Here is a 17,165-nt window from a genome sequence, read left to right as displayed (position 1 = left end):
AGGTTCAGCAGGACTCTGCCGCCCACGTTTCTCTTTCTTCAATATTCAATTTTCAAAGAACAGACACCGCAGACGCAGTGTCGTGGCCCGTTTCGCTTTTGGCTCCGGGGCCGTCCGAGTGTCGCTTACGCGGCTCTCTTGAATTTCTCAAAGGGCAGGCTTAGAAGCAAACTTCTTCGTCGCCAGCGGCGAGCCGCCCTCGTTGGTGAGGCGTATATAGTCGCCGCCGAGCAGAAGTGTCAACAGCCATCTCAAAGTTTTTGAACTTTTTGCGACAGAAATCTCGGGCCCGATCTGTTGATAGCCGGCTGCCCCAGGGGAAGCCGGACAACGCGGGTGGGCGGCCACGACGGAGCCCTATTGCCGCCGCATTGCCGTTCGACACCAAAGCCAACAAAAGAGGCGCAGCGTCGACGGCGCGGTGCCTCTTAGGAGCCTCACACAGGGGTGCGCGATGGGCCTTGCAGAGAAGGCGCACCGCCCCTCTTTATAGAGCGCTCCATACAAGAGAAGTGCGCGAGGGGAATTCGGCCGGGGCCCAGGCTTCGTTGACTTCACCTGCCATGACAGGCAAATGTCACGGCCACAACAAAAGCGACAAGCCGTTCCGCCCGGGGAAGAAGCAGCCTTTCTGGATGCCAGACACGGAAGATGTCATAGCCGAACTCGGCAACGAGCCGCCGCTTATCGCGGACGGCCGCAGCGGCCCGCCCGACCGGCGCGAGGTTTCCGCACGCTGGCTGTCAGGCACCTTCCTCACCGGCGTGACCTCGAGCGTGCTGATGGGCGTGGCGCTGTTTGCCGCCCTTGACGGACGTCAGCAGCTGGCGACGCCACCCGAGATTGCGGAACTGATCAGCCTTGCCAGCAATGGCGATTCCGGTGAAGTGGCCAAGACGACCAGGCTGGTGCCGCCGCGCCAGATCGCCAAGGCCAAGGATCGCCGCCGGATGGAAGTGTCGATGGTCACCAAGGTCGGCGACCGTGACGTCATCCACACCATGCCTTTCGTGCAGATCAAGATGGCGCTTGCCGCCGGTCACACCACCAATCGCGCCTACCCGCCCTTCGACCCGATGCAGGTGTTCGGTGACGACGGCGACGACAGCGCGGCGCAGCCGGCCACAGCCTCGGCCGCTTCCGGCCAGATCTATGGCGCCAAGGTCGAAAGCGAGATGAGCCTGAAGACCGTCGATTTCCCGATCGAGACGGCGGCCTTCGACGAAAAGAGCGACCTGTCCGCCGACGAGGTGGAAAAGGTGGTGCGCGAAGCTGGCACCGACCTCAGTGACGGTGCTGTCCAGGTTGCTTCACTCCACTATGTCGACCCGCAGCGATTCGGCGAAGCTTTTGCCGAGAGCATGGCCGGCTCCTACGACGTCAAGATCGTGCCGGAAAACGTCTCGGTGGCGCCCCGCGCCGCCGCCGACGACCAGGCGCCGGCTTTTGCCGAGGAAATCATCCCCTTCACCAAGGATCTCGACGTCACCGAAGCTCTTGCTGATTCGGGCTATACGGGTGAAGACGCCACTGGCATGGCCGAAGCGATCGCCAAGCTGTTGAACGCGACGGCGCTCAAGGCCGGAACCGTGCTGCGTGTCGGCCTCGAGGTTCACGGCGATGTCGCCAAGGTCGTGCGCACCAGCGTCTACGACAGAACGCAGCACATCGTCACCATCGCGCTCGACGATCGCGGCCAGTATGTGCCGGCACAGGAGCCGGAGCCGAATCCCGAATTGCTGACGGCATTCGACGATTCGCCGCCGGTGGTGGTGCGCGGCAACCTGCCCAACGTCTATGACGGCATTTACCGCGCCGCCTATTCCTACGGCATGTCCAAGGCGATGACCCAGCGGCTGATCAAGTTGCTGGCGTCCGACGTCGACTTCCAGTCCCGACTGAGCCCCGCCGACCGCATCGAAGTGCTGTTCTCGCAGCCCGATGGCGACGACCAGACGTCGGACAGTTCCGACCTTCTCTACGTCTCGGCGACGTTCGGCGGCACGACGCGCAACTTCTATCGCTTCCAGATGCAGGACGGCAGCACCGACTATTTCGACGGGGACGGCTCGAGCGCCCAGCAGTTCCTGTTGCGCAATCCCCTGCCCGCCGGAAAATTCCGCTCCGGTTTTGGCGCCCGCAGGCATCCGATCCTTGGCTATGTCCGCATGCACACCGGCGTCGATTGGGCCGCGCCCATCGGCACGCCGATCATCGCCGCCGGCAACGGTACTGTCGAGAAGGTCGGCTGGGCTGGCGGCTATGGCAAACAGATCATCATCCGTCATGCCAATGGCTACGAGACGTCCTACAATCACCAGAGCGCCTTTGCCAAGGGCATCGAACCAGGCGTGCGCGTTCGCCAGGGCCAGACGATCGGCTATCTCGGCCAGACCGGCCTCGCTACCGGCCCCCACCTTCACTACGAACTGATCGTCAACGGCACCAAGGTGGATCCGATGCGTGTGCGCTTGCCGGTCGGCAAGGTGCTGAAGGGTGACGACCTCGTCGCTTTCAAGCGCGAACGCGAGCGCATCGACGACCTGCTGAAGCAGGAAGACAGTGATCCGCTGAAGGTTGCGAGCGCCAAGATCGACGGCTGATCGGTCAATCGGTCAACCTTGCGGATTGTCCGTACGCCACGGCCAAGGCAGCCGCTGACCGGAAATGGTCGTCCAGGCGATAACAGCCGAAAGCAGGCACAGCAGCGCCGTCACCGCAGAGACGGCGGAAAACGCGGCGTCGCTGGCGGCGAGCCTTGCCGCATCGACTGCCGGCGCCAGCCCAACCGTCGACGGCTCGCCAAAGCCCGGCACACCGGGCGTCGCATTCCCATCCAGTGCGTCCGCGTAGACCCAGGCGGCAAGCGAGCCCATCGCTGCCACTGCGATCAGGCCGCCGATGCGCGAGACGGCATTGTTTATGCCGGAGGCAGCACCGGTATCCTTGTCGTCCACAGCCGTCATGATCGCCGTCGACAGCGGCGACACGACCAGCGCCATGCCGAGCCCCATCAGCGCCATCAGCGGGAATGTTCCCGTCCAGAAATTGTGGATGCCGGCATGGGTGAGCAAAGCAAGTCCGGCAAAAGCGAAAGCCACGACAAGGCTGCCGCAGGCGATCGGAAAGCGCGGCCCGATCCGGTCCGACAGCTGGCCGACCGGTCCCGACAAAAGTGCCATCGATGCCGACAGGGGCAGGAAGATGAAGCCGACCTCGGCCGTGCTCAATCCCCAGCCTGCGATCAGCAGCATCGGCAGATAGAAAAGATTGGCCGACAGCGCGAAATAGAGGAAGAACGTCGCCAGATTGGCGCCGGCGAAAGCGCCGACGCGAAACAGCGACAGATCGATCATCGGTTCGCGCCGCCTAAGCTCGAAGACGATGAAGACGACCAGCAACACAGCGCCGGCGGCAATGCTTGGCCCCGACATATGGCCGTCGCCGCTGGCGCTCATCGAGGTCAGCCCATAGGCGAGCGCGCCGAAGGCCAATGTCGCGAGCGCGGCACCGCCGAGATCCAGACTGCGTTTCTCCGTCGGCACGTCGGCTGGAACCCTCGCCAGCAGAAGATAGATCGAGATGAGGCCGAGCGGCAGGTTGATGGCGAAGATCGCCCGCCAGATGCCGTCGCCGAAGGCCGACAGCACGAAGCCGCCGAGCACCGGGCCAAGAGCTGTGGTCAGCGCCGAGGCCGCCGCCCAGATGCCGATGGCGCGCCCGCGCTCTTTTTTCGGATAGGCCTTGGCGATGATGGCGAGGCTGCCCGGAACCATGATCGCCGCGCCAATGCCCTGAAGGGCGCGAAATGCGATCAGCACCACCGCATTCGGCGCCAGCGCACAGGCAAGCGAGGCGACAATGAACAGCGCAATGCCTGCCACGAAAGCGCGACGCAACCCGAATCGATCGCCGGCAGCACCCCCGGCAAGGATCAGCGCCGAAAGCGTCAACGCATAGGCATTGGAAATCCACTGTGCCTCGGCAAGGCTGGCGCCAAGGTTGACGCGGATCGCCGGCATGGCGATGGCCAGGATCGAACCGTCGATGAAGCCGAGCGCCGAGGCCAGGATCGCTGCGATCAACACAAATCGCCGCTGCGATGGCGGACAGAACGTACCATTCGTGACCGGACTGATCAGCGGGACGGCGGCGGCTTCACTTGGTGAATGCATGGAACCTTGCTTAGACCGCATGCGTGCCGGCAACAACCAGCCAGTGGCTTGACGTCCTTGAACCCAGCCATATCGCCGGGGTTGGGCCTGTCCGGGTGCAAACGGCGGCAGTCATGCTAGGTTTTCTGGAAAGTTGCAGCCGGGGAGAAATCGATGAAGCGGCCACTTGAAGCATCGGCGGAGGGACGCGGCCGTATCGTCGGCATCACCGACGGGGTGTTCGCCATTGCACTCACGCTGATCGTCCTAGAGATCAGGGTGCCGGCGCACGAGGCGATCCATTCGGAGCACGATCTGCTCGCGGCGATCGCGGCTCTGGCGCCACGCTTCCTGACCTATGCCCTGAGCTTCCTGACGCTGACCATCTTCTGGTTCGGCCAGCAGGCGCAACATGGGCTGATCGCCAAATCCGACCGGCGCCTTGCCACGCTGAACCTCTGCTTTCTCGCTTTCATCGCCCTGCTGCCGTTCTCGACCGACCTTTTGGCCGATTTCCTCGAGTTCAGAACCGCGGTCCTCGTCTACTGGCTCAATCTGCTGATGCTCGGCGTCGCGCTGTTCGCCAGTTGGCGCTATGCGGACAAAAACGGCTTTCTCGCAGAGGGCGTCGGTGCGGATACAAAACGCACGGTCTATCTGCGCATCGTCAAGGCGCAGATCCTGTGGGCGATCGGTGCCGCATTGTGCATGATCACTCCCTTGCTCAGCGTCGGCTTCATCCTGGTGGTGCAGCTGATCTACGCGGCAACGCCAGGCGCGAACTGGGTGCGCAAGATTATCGGCTGAGCGTCTGGGTGCGTGGAGGTTCAAGTCAGGCCGAACCTGACCTGAATCTCAGCGCGCGCTAGTCGACGAACTCCACCGTCACACCCGGCGAAACGAGCTTGGCGAGTTCCCGCGCATCCCAGTTGGTCAGGCGCACGCAGCCATGGCTTTCGGTCTTGCCGATCTTCGACGGGTCTGGCGTGCCGTGGATGCCGTAGGTCGGCTTGTCCAGGGCGATCCACACCGAGCCGACCGGGCCGTTCGGGCCCGGTGGAATGGTCAGGACCTTGTCGTTCTGGCCCTGCTTGAAGTTGATGCTGGGGTTGTAGGTATAGTTCGGATCGAGCGCGACGCGCGATACAGTGTGTATGCCGGACGGTGACGGTGTATCCGACGAGCCGATGGTTGCGGGATAGGCCGCCACCAGCTTGCCACCCGCATCATAGGCGAAGACCTCTTTCCTGCCCTTGTCGGCGACGATACGGGCAACCGGTGTCGAGACCAGTTTGCCGAAATTGGCAACCTTGATGATCGTGCCGGGACGATTGAAGTCGGCGTCCGGATTGAGCGCCTTGAGATAATTCTCGTCCATGTGAAAGCGCTCGGCGAGCGCTTCGGTCACCGACGTATAGCCCATGCGGTCGAGCTGCGCCTTCTGGCTGTAGTCTTCCGGAATCGAGGCGACATAGGGACCGGCCGCATCCTCCGGCGTGATGGTGTAGTTGGCGAAGGCATCGCCGCCGGACTGCGCAAGGGCTGCCTGAATGCCGACCGCATCAGTCGACCGCAGATTGCTGCCGGTGATTTGGTTGTAGGCGGCCAGAGCCTTGTCGACATTCGAACCGAAGCGCCCATCGATGACGCCGGGCGAAGCTCCACCCCGGTCTAGCAGCACCTGCAGCGCTGCGACATCCTGGCGTGCTCCCAGCGAAAGCGACGGCTCGGCGGTGGTCTTGCCGCCGGCCTTCGGCGGCAGTCCCGCCTGATCGGAGGGCACTGCCGGCTCGACAGGTTCTATCGAGGCCTGATCCAGCGGCTGGCGCTCGATGGTGCGCGGCTCTGCCGGCTGCGGCGCATCGGGATAATTGTTGTCGTAGCTGCCATCGTCCTGCGGCGGTGGCGGGAAGGCTTCCACGGAATTGTCGCTATCAGGGTCATATTCGTCCGCCGGCGGCGGGATGACCCGGCCTTCCTCTTCCAACTGCTTGCGGCGGAACCGCGCCATGTCTTCCGGATCATCGAGATAGTAGCGGTCATTGTCATCAGGGGCACGGCCCAGCTCGCGCAGCCTTGTCTCGCGACGCAGCGCGCGCCGGTCGAGCCTGGTCTGCGGCGGCTGGATGGCAATCACCTTGCCGGTATCGGCATCAACGATGACGCGGTTGCCCCTGGCGTCGTAGTAGACGTCGAGGTTGCCTTCCTGTGCGACGAGGATGCCGCCCGTCGTGGTGGCGCGGACGACGCGCGGTGCATTGTCCTGCGTCGGCGCAGCGAGCGCGCCGGTAGACACGAGCCCGGCGGCGAGCACCGAGAGGGTGAAGATCGTGCGGAACATCGTTGCCAAACTCTCCGGTCCGTAATTGCCGCCGCCCGGCACTGTCCCTGTACGGCGAACCCCTTCGCCAGCAAACCAGTTACCCAGCATAAAGTTCCAACATGAACCGGGCATGAAGATGGCGGTTTTCCGGCGCCTCGAGGAATATTAGCTAGCTTGTGGCAAGTCCCAATTCCCTTAGCGCCTGCTTCGTCAGCTTCAGGGCGACAAGGCGATGGCTCTCGCGCAGATAGTCCTTCAGCGCGCCATCATCCATGCTCTGGCTTGTCTGACGCTGGATCCATGTCATGCCGCGCGAAGCAAGATAGGGCGCCGGCCGCAGGCCCGGCTGCTCCTTGAGCACATCATACGCGATGTCGGAACATTTGAAGGTGACGAAGAGCTGCTGGCCCCGGTCCCAGCCGCCGATCGCAAAGACCTTGGCCCCGACCTTCCAGACATGGGCGCCGCCCCACTGGACGACATGCGTCGTCGAAGGCAGTGAAGCGCAGAAGCTGTTGTAGTCGTCCAGCGTCATCGGCGCCCTCATTTGTATGAATACGCCGCGCGTCCAGGATGGACGCGCGGCGTTGGATCAGGCTGCCGCCTCGGCCGCGACAATCGTCGGCTTCGAACGGAAGTTCAGCCGGTCGGAACCGGCTGTCACCTTGACGGTCGAGCCGTCGAGGATGTCGCCGAGCAGGATCTTTTCCGCCAACGGGTCCTGCAGTTCCTTCTGCATCACCCGCTTCAGCGGCCGCGCGCCATAGGCAGGATCGTAGCCCTTGGCCGCCAGCCAGTCGATAGCCTCCTGGTCCAGCGACAGCGTGATCTTGCGATCGACAAGCAGGCTTTCCAGCCGCTTGAGCTGGATCTCCACGATGCGGCCCATATCCTGTCGGCGCAGCCGGTGGAACAGGATCACCTCGTCGACGCGGTTGAGGAATTCCGGCCGGAACGATGCCTTGACGACATTCATCACCTCGTCGCGAACCTGGTCGACATCCTCACCCTCGCCGAGATTGACGAGATATTCGGCGCCGAGGTTCGACGTCATGATGATCAGCGTGTTGCGGAAGTCGACCGTGCGGCCCTGTCCGTCGGTCAGGCGGCCGTCATCGAGCACCTGCAGCAGCACGTTGAACACGTCCGGATGCGCCTTCTCGATCTCGTCGAACAGCACGACTTGGTAAGGCCGGCGCCGCACTGCTTCGGTCAGCGCCCCACCCTCCTCATAGCCGACATAGCCGGGAGGCGCGCCGATCAGCCGGGCGACCGAGTGCTTCTCCATGAACTCCGACATGTCGATGCGCACCATCGCGCTCTCGTCATCGAACAGGAAGCTGGCAAGCGCCTTGGTCAGTTCGGTCTTGCCGACGCCCGTCGGTCCGAGGAACATGAACGAGCCGATCGGCCGGTTCGGATCCTGCAGGCCGGCACGCGCCCGGCGCACGGCCTTCGAGACAGCCTGCACCGCCTCGCCCTGGCCGACGACGCGCTTGCCGATCTCGTCTTCCATGCGCAACAGCTTGTCGCGCTCGCCCTGCAGCATCTTGTCGACCGGAATGCCGGTCCAGCGCGAGACGATATGGGCGACATGGTCGGGCGTGACCACCTCTTCGACCATGCCGACCTTGCCGTCCTGGGCCTCGGCTTCCTTCAGCTTCTTTTCCAGTTCCGGGATCTTGCCATAGGCAAGCTCGCCGGCGCGCTGGAATTCGCCCTTGCGCTGGGCAATGGCAAGCTCGTTGCGGGCCTCGTCGAGTTGCTTCTTCAGGTCGGCGGCTAGGCCGAGCTTCTGCTTCTCGGCCTGCCACTTGGCAGTGATCTCGGTCGATTCCTCCTCGAGGCCGACGAGTTCTTTTTCCAGGCGGGCGAGCCGGTCCTTCGACGCATCGTCAGTCTCGACCTTCAGCGCCTCGCGTTCGATCTTGAGCTGCATGATGCGGCGATCGATCTCGTCGAGTGCCTCGGGCTTGGAATCGACCTGCATGCGCAGCCGCGATGCGGCTTCGTCGACAAGATCGATCGCCTTGTCCGGCAGGAACCGGTCCGCGATGTAGCGGTTCGACAGCGTTGCCGCGGCGACCAGCGCCGAATCCGAAATGCGCACCTTGTGGTGCTGTTCGTATTTTTCCTTCAGGCCGCGCAGGATCGAAACGGTGTCTTCCACCGTCGGCTCATCGACGAACACCGGCTGGAAACGGCGGGCAAGAGCCGCGTCCTTCTCGACATGCTTGCGATATTCATCGAGCGTGGTGGCGCCGACGCAGTGAAGCTCGCCGCGCGCCAGCGCCGGCTTCAGGAGGTTCGACGCATCCATGGCGCCGTCTGCCTTGCCGGCGCCCACCAGCGTGTGCATTTCGTCGATGAACAGGATGATCCCGCCGGCCGCCGAGGTGACTTCGGAGAGTACGGCTTTCAGCCGCTCCTCGAACTCGCCGCGGTACTTGGCGCCGGCAATCAGCCCGCCCATGTCGAGCGCCATCAGCTGCTTGTCCTTCAACGATTCCGGCACGTCGCCATTGACGATGCGCAGCGCCAGGCCTTCGGCGATCGCCGTCTTGCCGACGCCCGGTTCGCCGATCAGCACCGGGTTGTTCTTGGTGCGGCGCGACAGCACCTGGATGGTGCGGCGGATCTCGTCGTCGCGGCCGATGACCGGATCGAGCTTGCCGGCACGGGCATCCGCGGTCAGGTCGCGCGCATATTTCTTCAGCGCGTCGTAGCCCTGTTCGGCGCTCGCCGAATCGGCGGTGCGGCCCTTGCGGACATCGTTGATGACCTGGTTGAGCGCCTGCGCGGTGACGCCGGCCTTTGCCAGGATGTCGGCGGTCTTGGCCGATTTCTCCATGGCGAGCGCCTGCAGGAGGCGCTCGACGGTGACGAAGCTGTCGCCGGCCTTCTTGGCCAGCTCTTCGGCGGTTGAAAACACCTTGGCCAGCGGCTGCGCCAGATAAAGCTGGCCATTGCCGCCTTCGACCTTTGGCATCGCCTCTAGCGCCGTCTCGACGCCAAGCTTGACGTCGCGGGCGTTGCCGCCGGCGCGTTCGATCAGCGATGCGGCCAGACCCTCGTCGTCGTCGACGAGCACTTTGAGGATGTGTTCGGGTGTGAACTGCTGGTGGTTGCGGGAGAGCGCCATGGTCTGCGCGGACTGGATAAAGCCGCGCACGCGCTCGGAGTATTTCTCAAGGTTCATATCTGTCTCCTTCCATCACCGGCCCGCTTTGCGGCACCGGATCCGATTGCGGTGACGGACCCGCCCATTCGAGCCGGATCCTGTTCAGCCGAGATATGGGGCATGGACCATGCTGTCTCAAGACGCCTTGATGTCGGTCAACCCACAATATTCCATCGCGGCACAAAACGAAAACGGCGGAGATTTCTCTCCGCCGTCCAATGTTCTGAAATGTCGTTCGATCAGTTGTCGATGTCGACAATGACCGGTTCAGCATTGCCGCTGTCGCCCGGGGCCGTGGCCACCTCGCCGGCATCGGAATTGTCGCTACCGCCTTCGACCTGATCGGCGTTGACGCGCGGACGGCGCGGGCGCCTCGGACGACGGGCAGCACCGCTTTCGGCGGCAGCCTCGTTGAGCTCCGCCTGGGCGGCGAGACCCGCCGGCGACAGATTCTCGAACAACGGAGCGGGCTCGACCGTCACAACGGATTCGGTAGATTCGGTCGGCGAAACAGCTTCGGCCTGGATCGGAGCCTCGTTGCGCTGGGGCTGACCGCCTTGCTCAACAGGCGAACCAAAGTCGCGCTGGCCGTTCTGGCCGTAACCGCCATTGGGGCGACGGTCGCGATGGCGCCCGCCATTGTTGTCGCGGCCGCCATTGTTGCGCCCGCCATTGTCACGCCCGCTATTGTTATCACGAGTGTCGCGGCCGCTTTCCCGGTTGAGCGCGACCTCGGCCGGCATGCCTTCGATGACCGGCTGCGGACCGGCGCCATGGTTGATCACCGGCACCTGTGCATCGGAATTCGTGTTACCGCCGTTGCCGGCATTGTCGAACTCGTCGCGATCGTCGTCGCCGTCATCGTCGAAATCATCGCGATTCTGTTGGGCGTTCTGGATCGGCATCTGCGCCTGCGCGGCCGCGATGATGCGGTTGTAGTGCTCGGCGTGCTGGAGATAGTTCTCCGCCATGACCCGGTCGCCGGAGCTGTGCGCGTCACGGGCAAGGGTGGCGTATTTTTCGGCGATCTGCTGAGCCGAACCGCGGATCTTCACGTCCGGGCCGTTGCTCTCGTAGTTGCGCGTCAGGGGATTTGGTCCCTTGCGGTTGTTGTTGTTATTATTGTTGTTATTGCCACCGCCGCCGCCATTGTTGTTGCGACCGCGCATGCGCCTGTTCTGCTGTTGTGGCCTCATCAAACTCTCTTCATTTTGAAATTTTCGAAAAACTCTTCACGAACGGAGGCGCTCATGCAGCCAGCCGTTTCGTCTCTTCACCGGCGTTCGCCCGCATCGATTGCGTTGGCGCCACGTGCCATCCTGTTCCGGTTACATCACTTGCCGGACGATTCCCGCACGAAGCTTGGGCATCGTTTGCGCAAGAAGGCAGCTATTTCCAAGGAAAACCGAATCGCTAAGAGCACTGCCTGCTTCGTCTCATCCGGTTAAGGCGACCCTAGCCGCATTCCCCGGCATTGCCAAGCGCTTTTTTTGCACTGCGTCAAGGCTTTGTCCTTTCAAAGACAATAACCCTGTCGTTTCCACCAAGGTCCCGAAAGGCACCGCCCGGCACGTAGCCGGCTGCGGCGAATATCCCGGAGACCTCGTCATGCTGCGTGTGGCCGATCTCGACCGCAATCCTGCCATCAGTTTCTAAAAATCTTGCCGCCTCCGCGGCGATGATCCTGTAGGGGCTGAGACCGTCCGCGCCACCATCCAAGGCCAGGCGCGGATCGAAATTGCGGACTTCGTCCTGCAGATTTCCAATGTCTTCAGACGGTATATAGGGAGGGTTTGCGGCAATTACATGGTACCGGCCGGAAACTTTTTCGAACCAGTCTGACTGGAGCGCCGTAAACCGGCCTGCAATGCCAAATTGCCGGGCATTGCGACTGGCCGTCGCCAGCGCGCCCGCGGACATGTCGACGCCGGTGGCGATCGCGGCCGGCACGGCACTGAGCAGCGCCAGCGCAATGGCGCCGGTGCCTGTACCAAGATCGAGGATGCGGCATTCGCCTTCCCGCACCGCCACTGCCCTGACGAAAGGCAGCATCGCCTCGACAAGGGTTTCGGTATCGGGCCGCGGTTCCAGTGTTTCCGGCGACAGCGACAGGCGCAAACCATAGAATTCACGATAGCCAAGGATGCGATGCACCGGCTCGCCGCCGGCGCGCCGTCTCAAGGCGTCAAAAATTGCGGCAACAGTGCTTCCATCGATCTTGCGCTCCGGATCGACGATCGCCTGCGTGCGCGTCGTGCCGGAAAAATGTTCGACGATCAGCCTCGCATCGAGCGCCGGATCATCGATAGCCGCGGCGGCAAGCCGAGCCTGCGCTTCCCGCAGCAACGGCACCAGCGTCTCCGGCAGTTGATCAGCCATCGATGCCGATGTCTGCGAGCAGCTTCGACTGGTGATCGGCGATCAGCGCGTCGACCACTTCGTCGAGTTCGCCCATCATCACCCGGTCGAGCTTGTAGAGCGTCAGGTTGATGCGGTGGTCGGTGACACGGCCTTGCGGAAAATTGTAGGTGCGGATGCGCTCGGAGCGGTCGCCGGAGCCGACTTGCGACTTGCGCGATTCGGAGCGTTCCTCATCCGCCTTGCTACGCTCCAGGTCATAGAGCCGTGCGCGCAGGATCTGCATCGCCTTGGCGCGATTCTGGTGCTGCGACTTTTCAGCTTGCACCACCATGATACCGGTCGGCAAATGGGTGATGCGGACAGCCGAATCGGTGGTGTTGACGTGCTGGCCGCCCGAGCCCGAGGCGCGCATCGTGTCGATGCGGATGTCTTCCGCCCTGATGTCGATGTCGACCTCTTCGGCTTCCGGCAGCACGGCAACGGTGGCGGCCGACGTGTGGATGCGCCCGCTCGCCTCGGTCGCCGGCACGCGCTGCACGCGGTGCACGCCGGATTCGAATTTCAGATGCGCAAAGACGCCCTTGCCTGAGATCGTGGCGATGATTTCCTTGTAGCCGCCGGCGTCGCCATCGCTGGCCGACACCGTCTCGAAACGCCAGCCGCGTTCGGCAGCGTAGCGCTCATACATGCGAAACAGGTCGCCGGCGAAAAGGGCGGCCTCGTCGCCGCCGGTGCCAGCGCGGATTTCGAGAATGGCATTCTTGTCGTCGGCCGCATCCTTGGGCAGTAGCAGGATCTGGATGTCCTTCTGCAGCGCCTCGATGCGGTCCTCCACCTCCGGCAGATCGGCCTCCGCCAGGGCCCGCATCTCGGCATCGGTGCCTTTGTCGGCAAGCATCGCTTTCAGGTCGGCCTGCTCATGCTCGGCCGAGCGCAGCGCCCTGACCTTGGCCACCATGTCCTGAATCTCGGCGTATTCCGACGCCATCCGCACATAGGCATCCGGTGCCGGGCCGGCCGACATCTGCGCTTCGAGCATCTCGAAACGCTTGACGACTTGATCCATACGATCGCGTGGCAGGTTGACCATGATGAGGATGCTACAATGGAATCGAACGGTCGTCGGCAAAGGCCTGCAGCAGCGCCCGCATCGGCAGCCCCTGCGCCGGCGCCATCAGATTGTCGTCGAAAAACGCCTCCAGCTCATCCAGCGGCAGTTCGGTCAGCATCGCCTTAACGGGGCCGATCGACGCTGGCGACATCGAAATCGAGCGGAAACCAAGACCGATCAGCGCCATTGCCGAGATCGGCTTGCCGGCGAGTTCACCGCACAAGGTCACCGGCGTGTGGTTGCGGACGCCGGCATCGGCGATCTGCTTCAGGACGCGCAGGAACGGCGCCGACAGCGTATCGAAGCGGTTGGCCAATTGCGTGTTGCCGCGGTCGACGGCCATGACGAACTGGAACAGATCGTTCGAACCGACCGAGACGAAGTCGACCGCCTTCATCAATTCATCGAGCTGGAACAGAAGCGACGGCACTTCCAGCATGGCGCCCAGCTTGAGGCTGGTCGGCAGGTGATGGGCAAAACGCGACAGGTGCCGCACCTCGCGGTCGATGATCTCGCGCGCCTGGGCGATTTCGCCGAGCTCGGTGACCATCGGCAGCATCAGCTTCAACTCACGCCCGCCGCTGGCCTTGAGCAAGGCGCGGATCTGGGTGCGCAGCAGCCCCGGCCGATCAAGCGTCAGGCGGATCGCCCGCCAGCCTAGCGCCGGGTTCTCTTCCTGGATCGCACCCTTGAAATAGGGCAGCACCTTGTCGCCGCCGATATCGATGGTGCGGAAGGTGACCGGCTTGCCGCGCGCCGCCTCGAGCACGTCGCGGTAAAGCTTTTCCTGGGCCTCGGCACGGGGAAATGTCGAGGCGACCATGAACTGCAGTTCGGTGCGGAACAGGCCTATGCCGGCCGCGCCTGCCTCGGCAAGCTGCGGCAGGTCGACGGCAAGACCGGCATTCATCAACAAATCGACCTGGACTCCGTCCCTGGTCATCGACGGCTTCTTGCGCAGCTCTCGGTAGACCTCTTGCCGGCGCGCCCGGAAACGCACCTTTTCGGCATAGGCGGCCTCAAGGTCGGGCTGCGGCCGCAAATGGATCACGCCTTCTTCGCCGTCGACGATGATGGCATCGCCGTTTTCCGCCATGGAAACGGCGCCCTTCATCTGGCCGGCGACGGGAATGCCCATGGCGCGCGCGACGATGACGACGTGGCTGGTGGCGGCACCGTCCTCGAGCACCAGCCCGCGCATCTTATCGCGGGGATAGTCGAGCAGCTCGGCCGCACCCATCGAGCGGGCGACGATGATGGCGTCCTTCGGCAGCGATGCGGCGACATCTTCCGGCCCGCGCCCCATCAGCTGGCGCAGCAGCCTGTTGGCGAGGTCGTCGAAATCGCTCATCCGCTCGCGCAGATAGGGATCGGTCATGTGCAGCATGCGGGCGCGCATGTCGCTCTGCACCTTTTCCACCGCGGCTTCGGCCGTCAGGCCGTTGCGGATCGCCTCTTCCAGCCGGCGCACCCAGCCGCGATCGTTGGCGAACATGCGATAGGCTTCCAGAACCTGGCGATGCTCGCCCTCGAAGGCGACGTCGCGGCGCTCCAGCATGTCGTCGATGGAGAGCCGGAGCGAGCCGAGCGAGGTTTCGAGACGGCGAACTTCTTCCTCGCTGTCCTCATTGAACAGATTGGTGACGACGATGCGCGGCTCGTGCAGCACGACATGGCCGAGCCCGACGCCGTCGTTGAAGGACAGGCCGGTAAAACTGACAGGGCGGCGCAGATCGAGTTCGAGGCCGGGACGCGTCAGCCGCGCCAGATCGCCGGTGGCGATCATCTCGGCGATGACCATAGCCGTGGTTTCCAGCGCCTCGACCTCGTCGTCGCGGTAGTGACGCATGGTCTTGTTCTGCACCACCAGCACGCCGAGCGTGCGCCCTGCCCGCAGCACCGGCACGCCGAGGAAGGAGTTGTAGATCTCTTCCCCGGTCTCCGGCAGGTAGGCGAAGGCCGGGTGTTCCTGGGCGTTGGAAAGGTTCAGCGGCCGCGCGCTGGCGGCGATCGTGCCGACCAGGCCTTGCCCCAGCCGCAGCTGCGCCAGGTGGACGGCGTTCGGGTTCAAACCTTCGGTGGCGTAGAGTTCGAGCACCGAATCGGCGCGCAGCACGTAGAGCGAACAGACTTCGGCGACCATGTTGGAGGCGATGTCGCGCACGATCCGGTCGAGCCGCTCCTGCGGCTCCAGCGGCTCCTGCATGAGCTCGCGGAGCCGTTTCAGCAAAACGCGCGGGCCACTGGCCTGATCACGCATCGCGGCTTCTTCTCCAATGGGCATTTTGCCCGCCGCAGTTTCCACTGCGACCGGCGCACACGCAACAACTCAAATCGTTCTCGCTACTGCTTATCCAGACCGTAGACGGAATGCAAAGTACGAACCGCAAGTTCGGTGTACGGACCGTCGATCAGGATCGAAATCTTGATCTCGGAGGTCGTGATGGCGCGAATGTTGATCGACTTGTCGGCCAGCGCCTTGAAAGCGGTGGCGGCGACGCCGGCATGGCTCCTCATGCCGATGCCGATGACCGAAACCTTCGACATGCCGGCTTCCGATTGCACGACATCGTAACCGATCGAGGCTTTCAGGCGCTCGAGCACGGCCAGCGCCTTGTCGACATCGCCCGACGGCACGGTGAAGGTCATGTCGGTGAACTTGCCGTCCTCGGAAATGTTCTGGACGATCATGTCGACATTGATGTTGGCCTCGGCCAGCGGCCCGAAGATGCCGGCGGCGACACCCGGCCGGTCGCCGACACGGCGCAGCGAAATCTGCGCTTCGTCCTTGGCATAGGCAATTCCGGTGACGACCTGCTGTTCCACGATCTCTTCCTCGTCGCAAATGAGCGTTCCGGGCGGATTGAGCAAATCCCCCATTCCGGGCGCATCGGGATCGTCGAAGGACGACCGCACGAAGGTACGCACCCTGTGCACCATGGCAAGCTCGACCGAACGCACCTGCAGAACCTTGGCGCCGAGCGAGGCCATTTCAAGCATTTCCTCGAACGAGATCTTGGCCAGCCGCCGCGCCTTGGGCTCGATGCGCGGATCGGTGGTGTAGACCCCGTCGACGTCGGTGTAGATGTCGCAACGATCGGCCTTGACCGCCGCGGCGATGGCCACGGCACTGGTATCGGAGCCGCCGCGGCCGAGCGTGGCGATGCGATTATCCGGGCCGATGCCCTGGAAGCCGGCGATCACCGCCACCTGGCCTTCGCCGAAACGCTTGATCAGGAACGCGCCGTCGATATCGAGGATGCGCGCCGCGCCATGCGCGTTGTCGGTCTTGATCGGGATCTGCCAGCCCTGCCAGGAACGGGCATGTACGCCCATGTTCTGCAGCGTAATCGCCAGAAGGCCGGCGGTGACCTGTTCGCCGGAAGCAACGACCGCGTCATATTCGCGTGCGTCGTGCATCGGCGAGGCTTCGCGCGTCCAGCCAACCAGCTCATTGGTCTTGCCTGCCATCGCCGAGACGACCACCGCCACCTCATGGCCAGCGTCGACCTCGCGTTTGACGTGACGCGCCACATTGCGGATGCGGGCGATGTCGGCGACGGAGGTTCCGCCGAATTTCATCACGATGCGCGCCATGGAAGCGAAATGCCTTTGACTGAAGCCGGACCCCAACCCAAAAGCGGAATCCCGAAAAGCGGAAGGCCGGCTGACGCCGGCCGCTGAATGCGCGGCCTCCTTAGCCAAATGATGAAGCTTTCGCAAGGCTGGCTATGATTGGAGCTCCCGATGTGGCTGGCTGCGGCAGCGGGATCTGCTTGTCTCCTCGCGATAGTGGCGGTTGTAGAGCCCGGTGTTCGGATCACGGATCGACCGTTGCCGCAGCGAAGCCTTCGTTCGTGTCATCGTCCACTCCCTCGAATTCAAAACGATGCCGCTCCTCTGCCGCCAAGCCAATTGTGTTTCACCGCTGTACCCGGCAACTGACATGCCCTGACAGAATGCATCGCCCTGGCGGCAGTGGAAAATTGTTGCCTTGACATTCGCTGCCTCACGCCCGACTTCCTAGCGTTCGAG

General features: G+C 63.4%; 11 protein-coding genes. 2 read left to right on the top strand and 9 right to left on the bottom strand.

The features are described 5' to 3' along the window. Window positions 1-635 precede the first annotated feature (635 nt). Window positions 636-2,603, top strand: coding sequence for a M23 family metallopeptidase (locus tag AC1D10_RS06595; protein ID WP_477269770.1), 1,968 nt, complete (start codon window positions 636-638; stop codon window positions 2,601-2,603). Between the two features lie 12 nt (window positions 2,604-2,615). On the opposite strand, the gene AC1D10_RS06590 is transcribed toward AC1D10_RS06595, so the two are convergent. Beyond that, the gene (locus AC1D10_RS06590) at window positions 2,616-4,175 is read right to left on the bottom strand and encodes an MFS transporter (RefSeq protein WP_477269768.1); all 1,560 of its coding nucleotides are present in this window, start codon (window positions 4,173-4,175) and stop codon (window positions 2,616-2,618) included. 153 nt (window positions 4,176-4,328) lie between these two features. Between AC1D10_RS06590 and AC1D10_RS06585 the strand changes: the two genes are divergently transcribed. Beyond that, complete coding sequence (locus tag AC1D10_RS06585) at window positions 4,329-4,961, top strand: TMEM175 family protein (RefSeq protein ID WP_477269766.1); 633 nt, start codon at window positions 4,329-4,331, stop codon at window positions 4,959-4,961. A gap of 58 nt (window positions 4,962-5,019) precedes the next feature. Here the strand turns inward: AC1D10_RS06585 and AC1D10_RS06580 are convergent, their stop codons facing one another. The 8 genes from AC1D10_RS06580 to AC1D10_RS06545 form a co-directional block, all read right to left on the bottom strand. After that, a complete protein-coding gene (locus tag AC1D10_RS06580; protein ID WP_477269764.1) occupies window positions 5,020-6,495 on the bottom strand; it encodes a L,D-transpeptidase family protein in 1,476 nt (491 codons plus the stop codon). Between the two features lie 151 nt (window positions 6,496-6,646). Beyond that, entirely contained in the window at window positions 6,647-7,012 is a 366-nt protein-coding gene (locus AC1D10_RS06575; protein WP_477269762.1) for an MmcQ/YjbR family DNA-binding protein, read from the bottom strand. 57 nt (window positions 7,013-7,069) lie between these two features. Continuing rightward, the gene (clpB, locus tag AC1D10_RS06570) at window positions 7,070-9,676 is read right to left on the bottom strand and encodes an ATP-dependent chaperone ClpB (RefSeq protein ID WP_477269760.1); all 2,607 of its coding nucleotides are present in this window, start codon (window positions 9,674-9,676) and stop codon (window positions 7,070-7,072) included. Between the two features lie 221 nt (window positions 9,677-9,897). Next, window positions 9,898-10,854 carry a DUF4167 domain-containing protein gene (locus AC1D10_RS06565; RefSeq protein ID WP_477269758.1) on the bottom strand — a complete coding sequence of 319 codons (957 nt, stop codon included), beginning with the start codon at window positions 10,852-10,854 and terminating at the stop codon, window positions 9,898-9,900. A 304-nt stretch (window positions 10,855-11,158) separates the two neighbouring features. Further along, window positions 11,159-12,037, bottom strand: coding sequence for a peptide chain release factor N(5)-glutamine methyltransferase (gene prmC / locus AC1D10_RS06560; protein ID WP_477269756.1), 879 nt, complete (start codon window positions 12,035-12,037; stop codon window positions 11,159-11,161). Then, complete coding sequence (prfA, locus tag AC1D10_RS06555) at window positions 12,030-13,109, bottom strand: peptide chain release factor 1 (RefSeq protein ID WP_477269754.1); 1,080 nt, start codon at window positions 13,107-13,109, stop codon at window positions 12,030-12,032. Before prfA ends, prmC begins: the two co-directional genes overlap by 8 nt. 10 nt (window positions 13,110-13,119) lie before the next feature. Next, window positions 13,120-15,390, bottom strand: coding sequence for a phosphoenolpyruvate--protein phosphotransferase (gene ptsP, locus AC1D10_RS06550; RefSeq protein ID WP_109658620.1), 2,271 nt, complete (start codon window positions 15,388-15,390; stop codon window positions 13,120-13,122). An 83-nt stretch (window positions 15,391-15,473) separates the two neighbouring features. Continuing rightward, the gene (locus AC1D10_RS06545; protein ID WP_013529459.1) at window positions 15,474-16,727 is read right to left on the bottom strand and encodes an aspartate kinase; all 1,254 of its coding nucleotides are present in this window, start codon (window positions 16,725-16,727) and stop codon (window positions 15,474-15,476) included. Window positions 16,728-17,165 lie beyond the last annotated feature (438 nt).

This window comes from Mesorhizobium sp. P2_A8, assembly GCF_056404935.1.
This window is presented reverse-complemented; position numbering and strand designations above follow the sequence as displayed.

Excerpts from the sequence above, each read along its gene's own strand:
- AC1D10_RS06595 (WP_477269770.1), top strand. The coding sequence starts at position 636 with ATGCCAGACACGGAAGATGTCATAGCCGAACTCGGCAACGAGCCGCCG.
- AC1D10_RS06590 (WP_477269768.1), bottom strand. The coding sequence starts at position 4,175 with ATGCATTCACCAAGTGAAGCCGCCGCCGTCCCGCTGATCAGTCCGGTC.
- AC1D10_RS06585 (WP_477269766.1), top strand. The coding sequence starts at position 4,329 with ATGAAGCGGCCACTTGAAGCATCGGCGGAGGGACGCGGCCGTATCGTC.
- AC1D10_RS06580 (WP_477269764.1), bottom strand. The coding sequence starts at position 6,495 with ATGTTCCGCACGATCTTCACCCTCTCGGTGCTCGCCGCCGGGCTCGTG.
- AC1D10_RS06575 (WP_477269762.1), bottom strand. The coding sequence starts at position 7,012 with ATGACGCTGGACGACTACAACAGCTTCTGCGCTTCACTGCCTTCGACG.
- clpB (WP_477269760.1), bottom strand. The coding sequence starts at position 9,676 with ATGAACCTTGAGAAATACTCCGAGCGCGTGCGCGGCTTTATCCAGTCC.
- AC1D10_RS06565 (WP_477269758.1), bottom strand. The coding sequence starts at position 10,854 with ATGAGGCCACAACAGCAGAACAGGCGCATGCGCGGTCGCAACAACAAT.
- prmC (WP_477269756.1), bottom strand. The coding sequence starts at position 12,037 with ATGGCTGATCAACTGCCGGAGACGCTGGTGCCGTTGCTGCGGGAAGCG.
- prfA (WP_477269754.1), bottom strand. The coding sequence starts at position 13,109 with ATGGTCAACCTGCCACGCGATCGTATGGATCAAGTCGTCAAGCGTTTC.
- ptsP (WP_109658620.1), bottom strand. The coding sequence starts at position 15,390 with ATGCGTGATCAGGCCAGTGGCCCGCGCGTTTTGCTGAAACGGCTCCGC.
- AC1D10_RS06545 (WP_013529459.1), bottom strand. The coding sequence starts at position 16,727 with ATGGCGCGCATCGTGATGAAATTCGGCGGAACCTCCGTCGCCGACATC.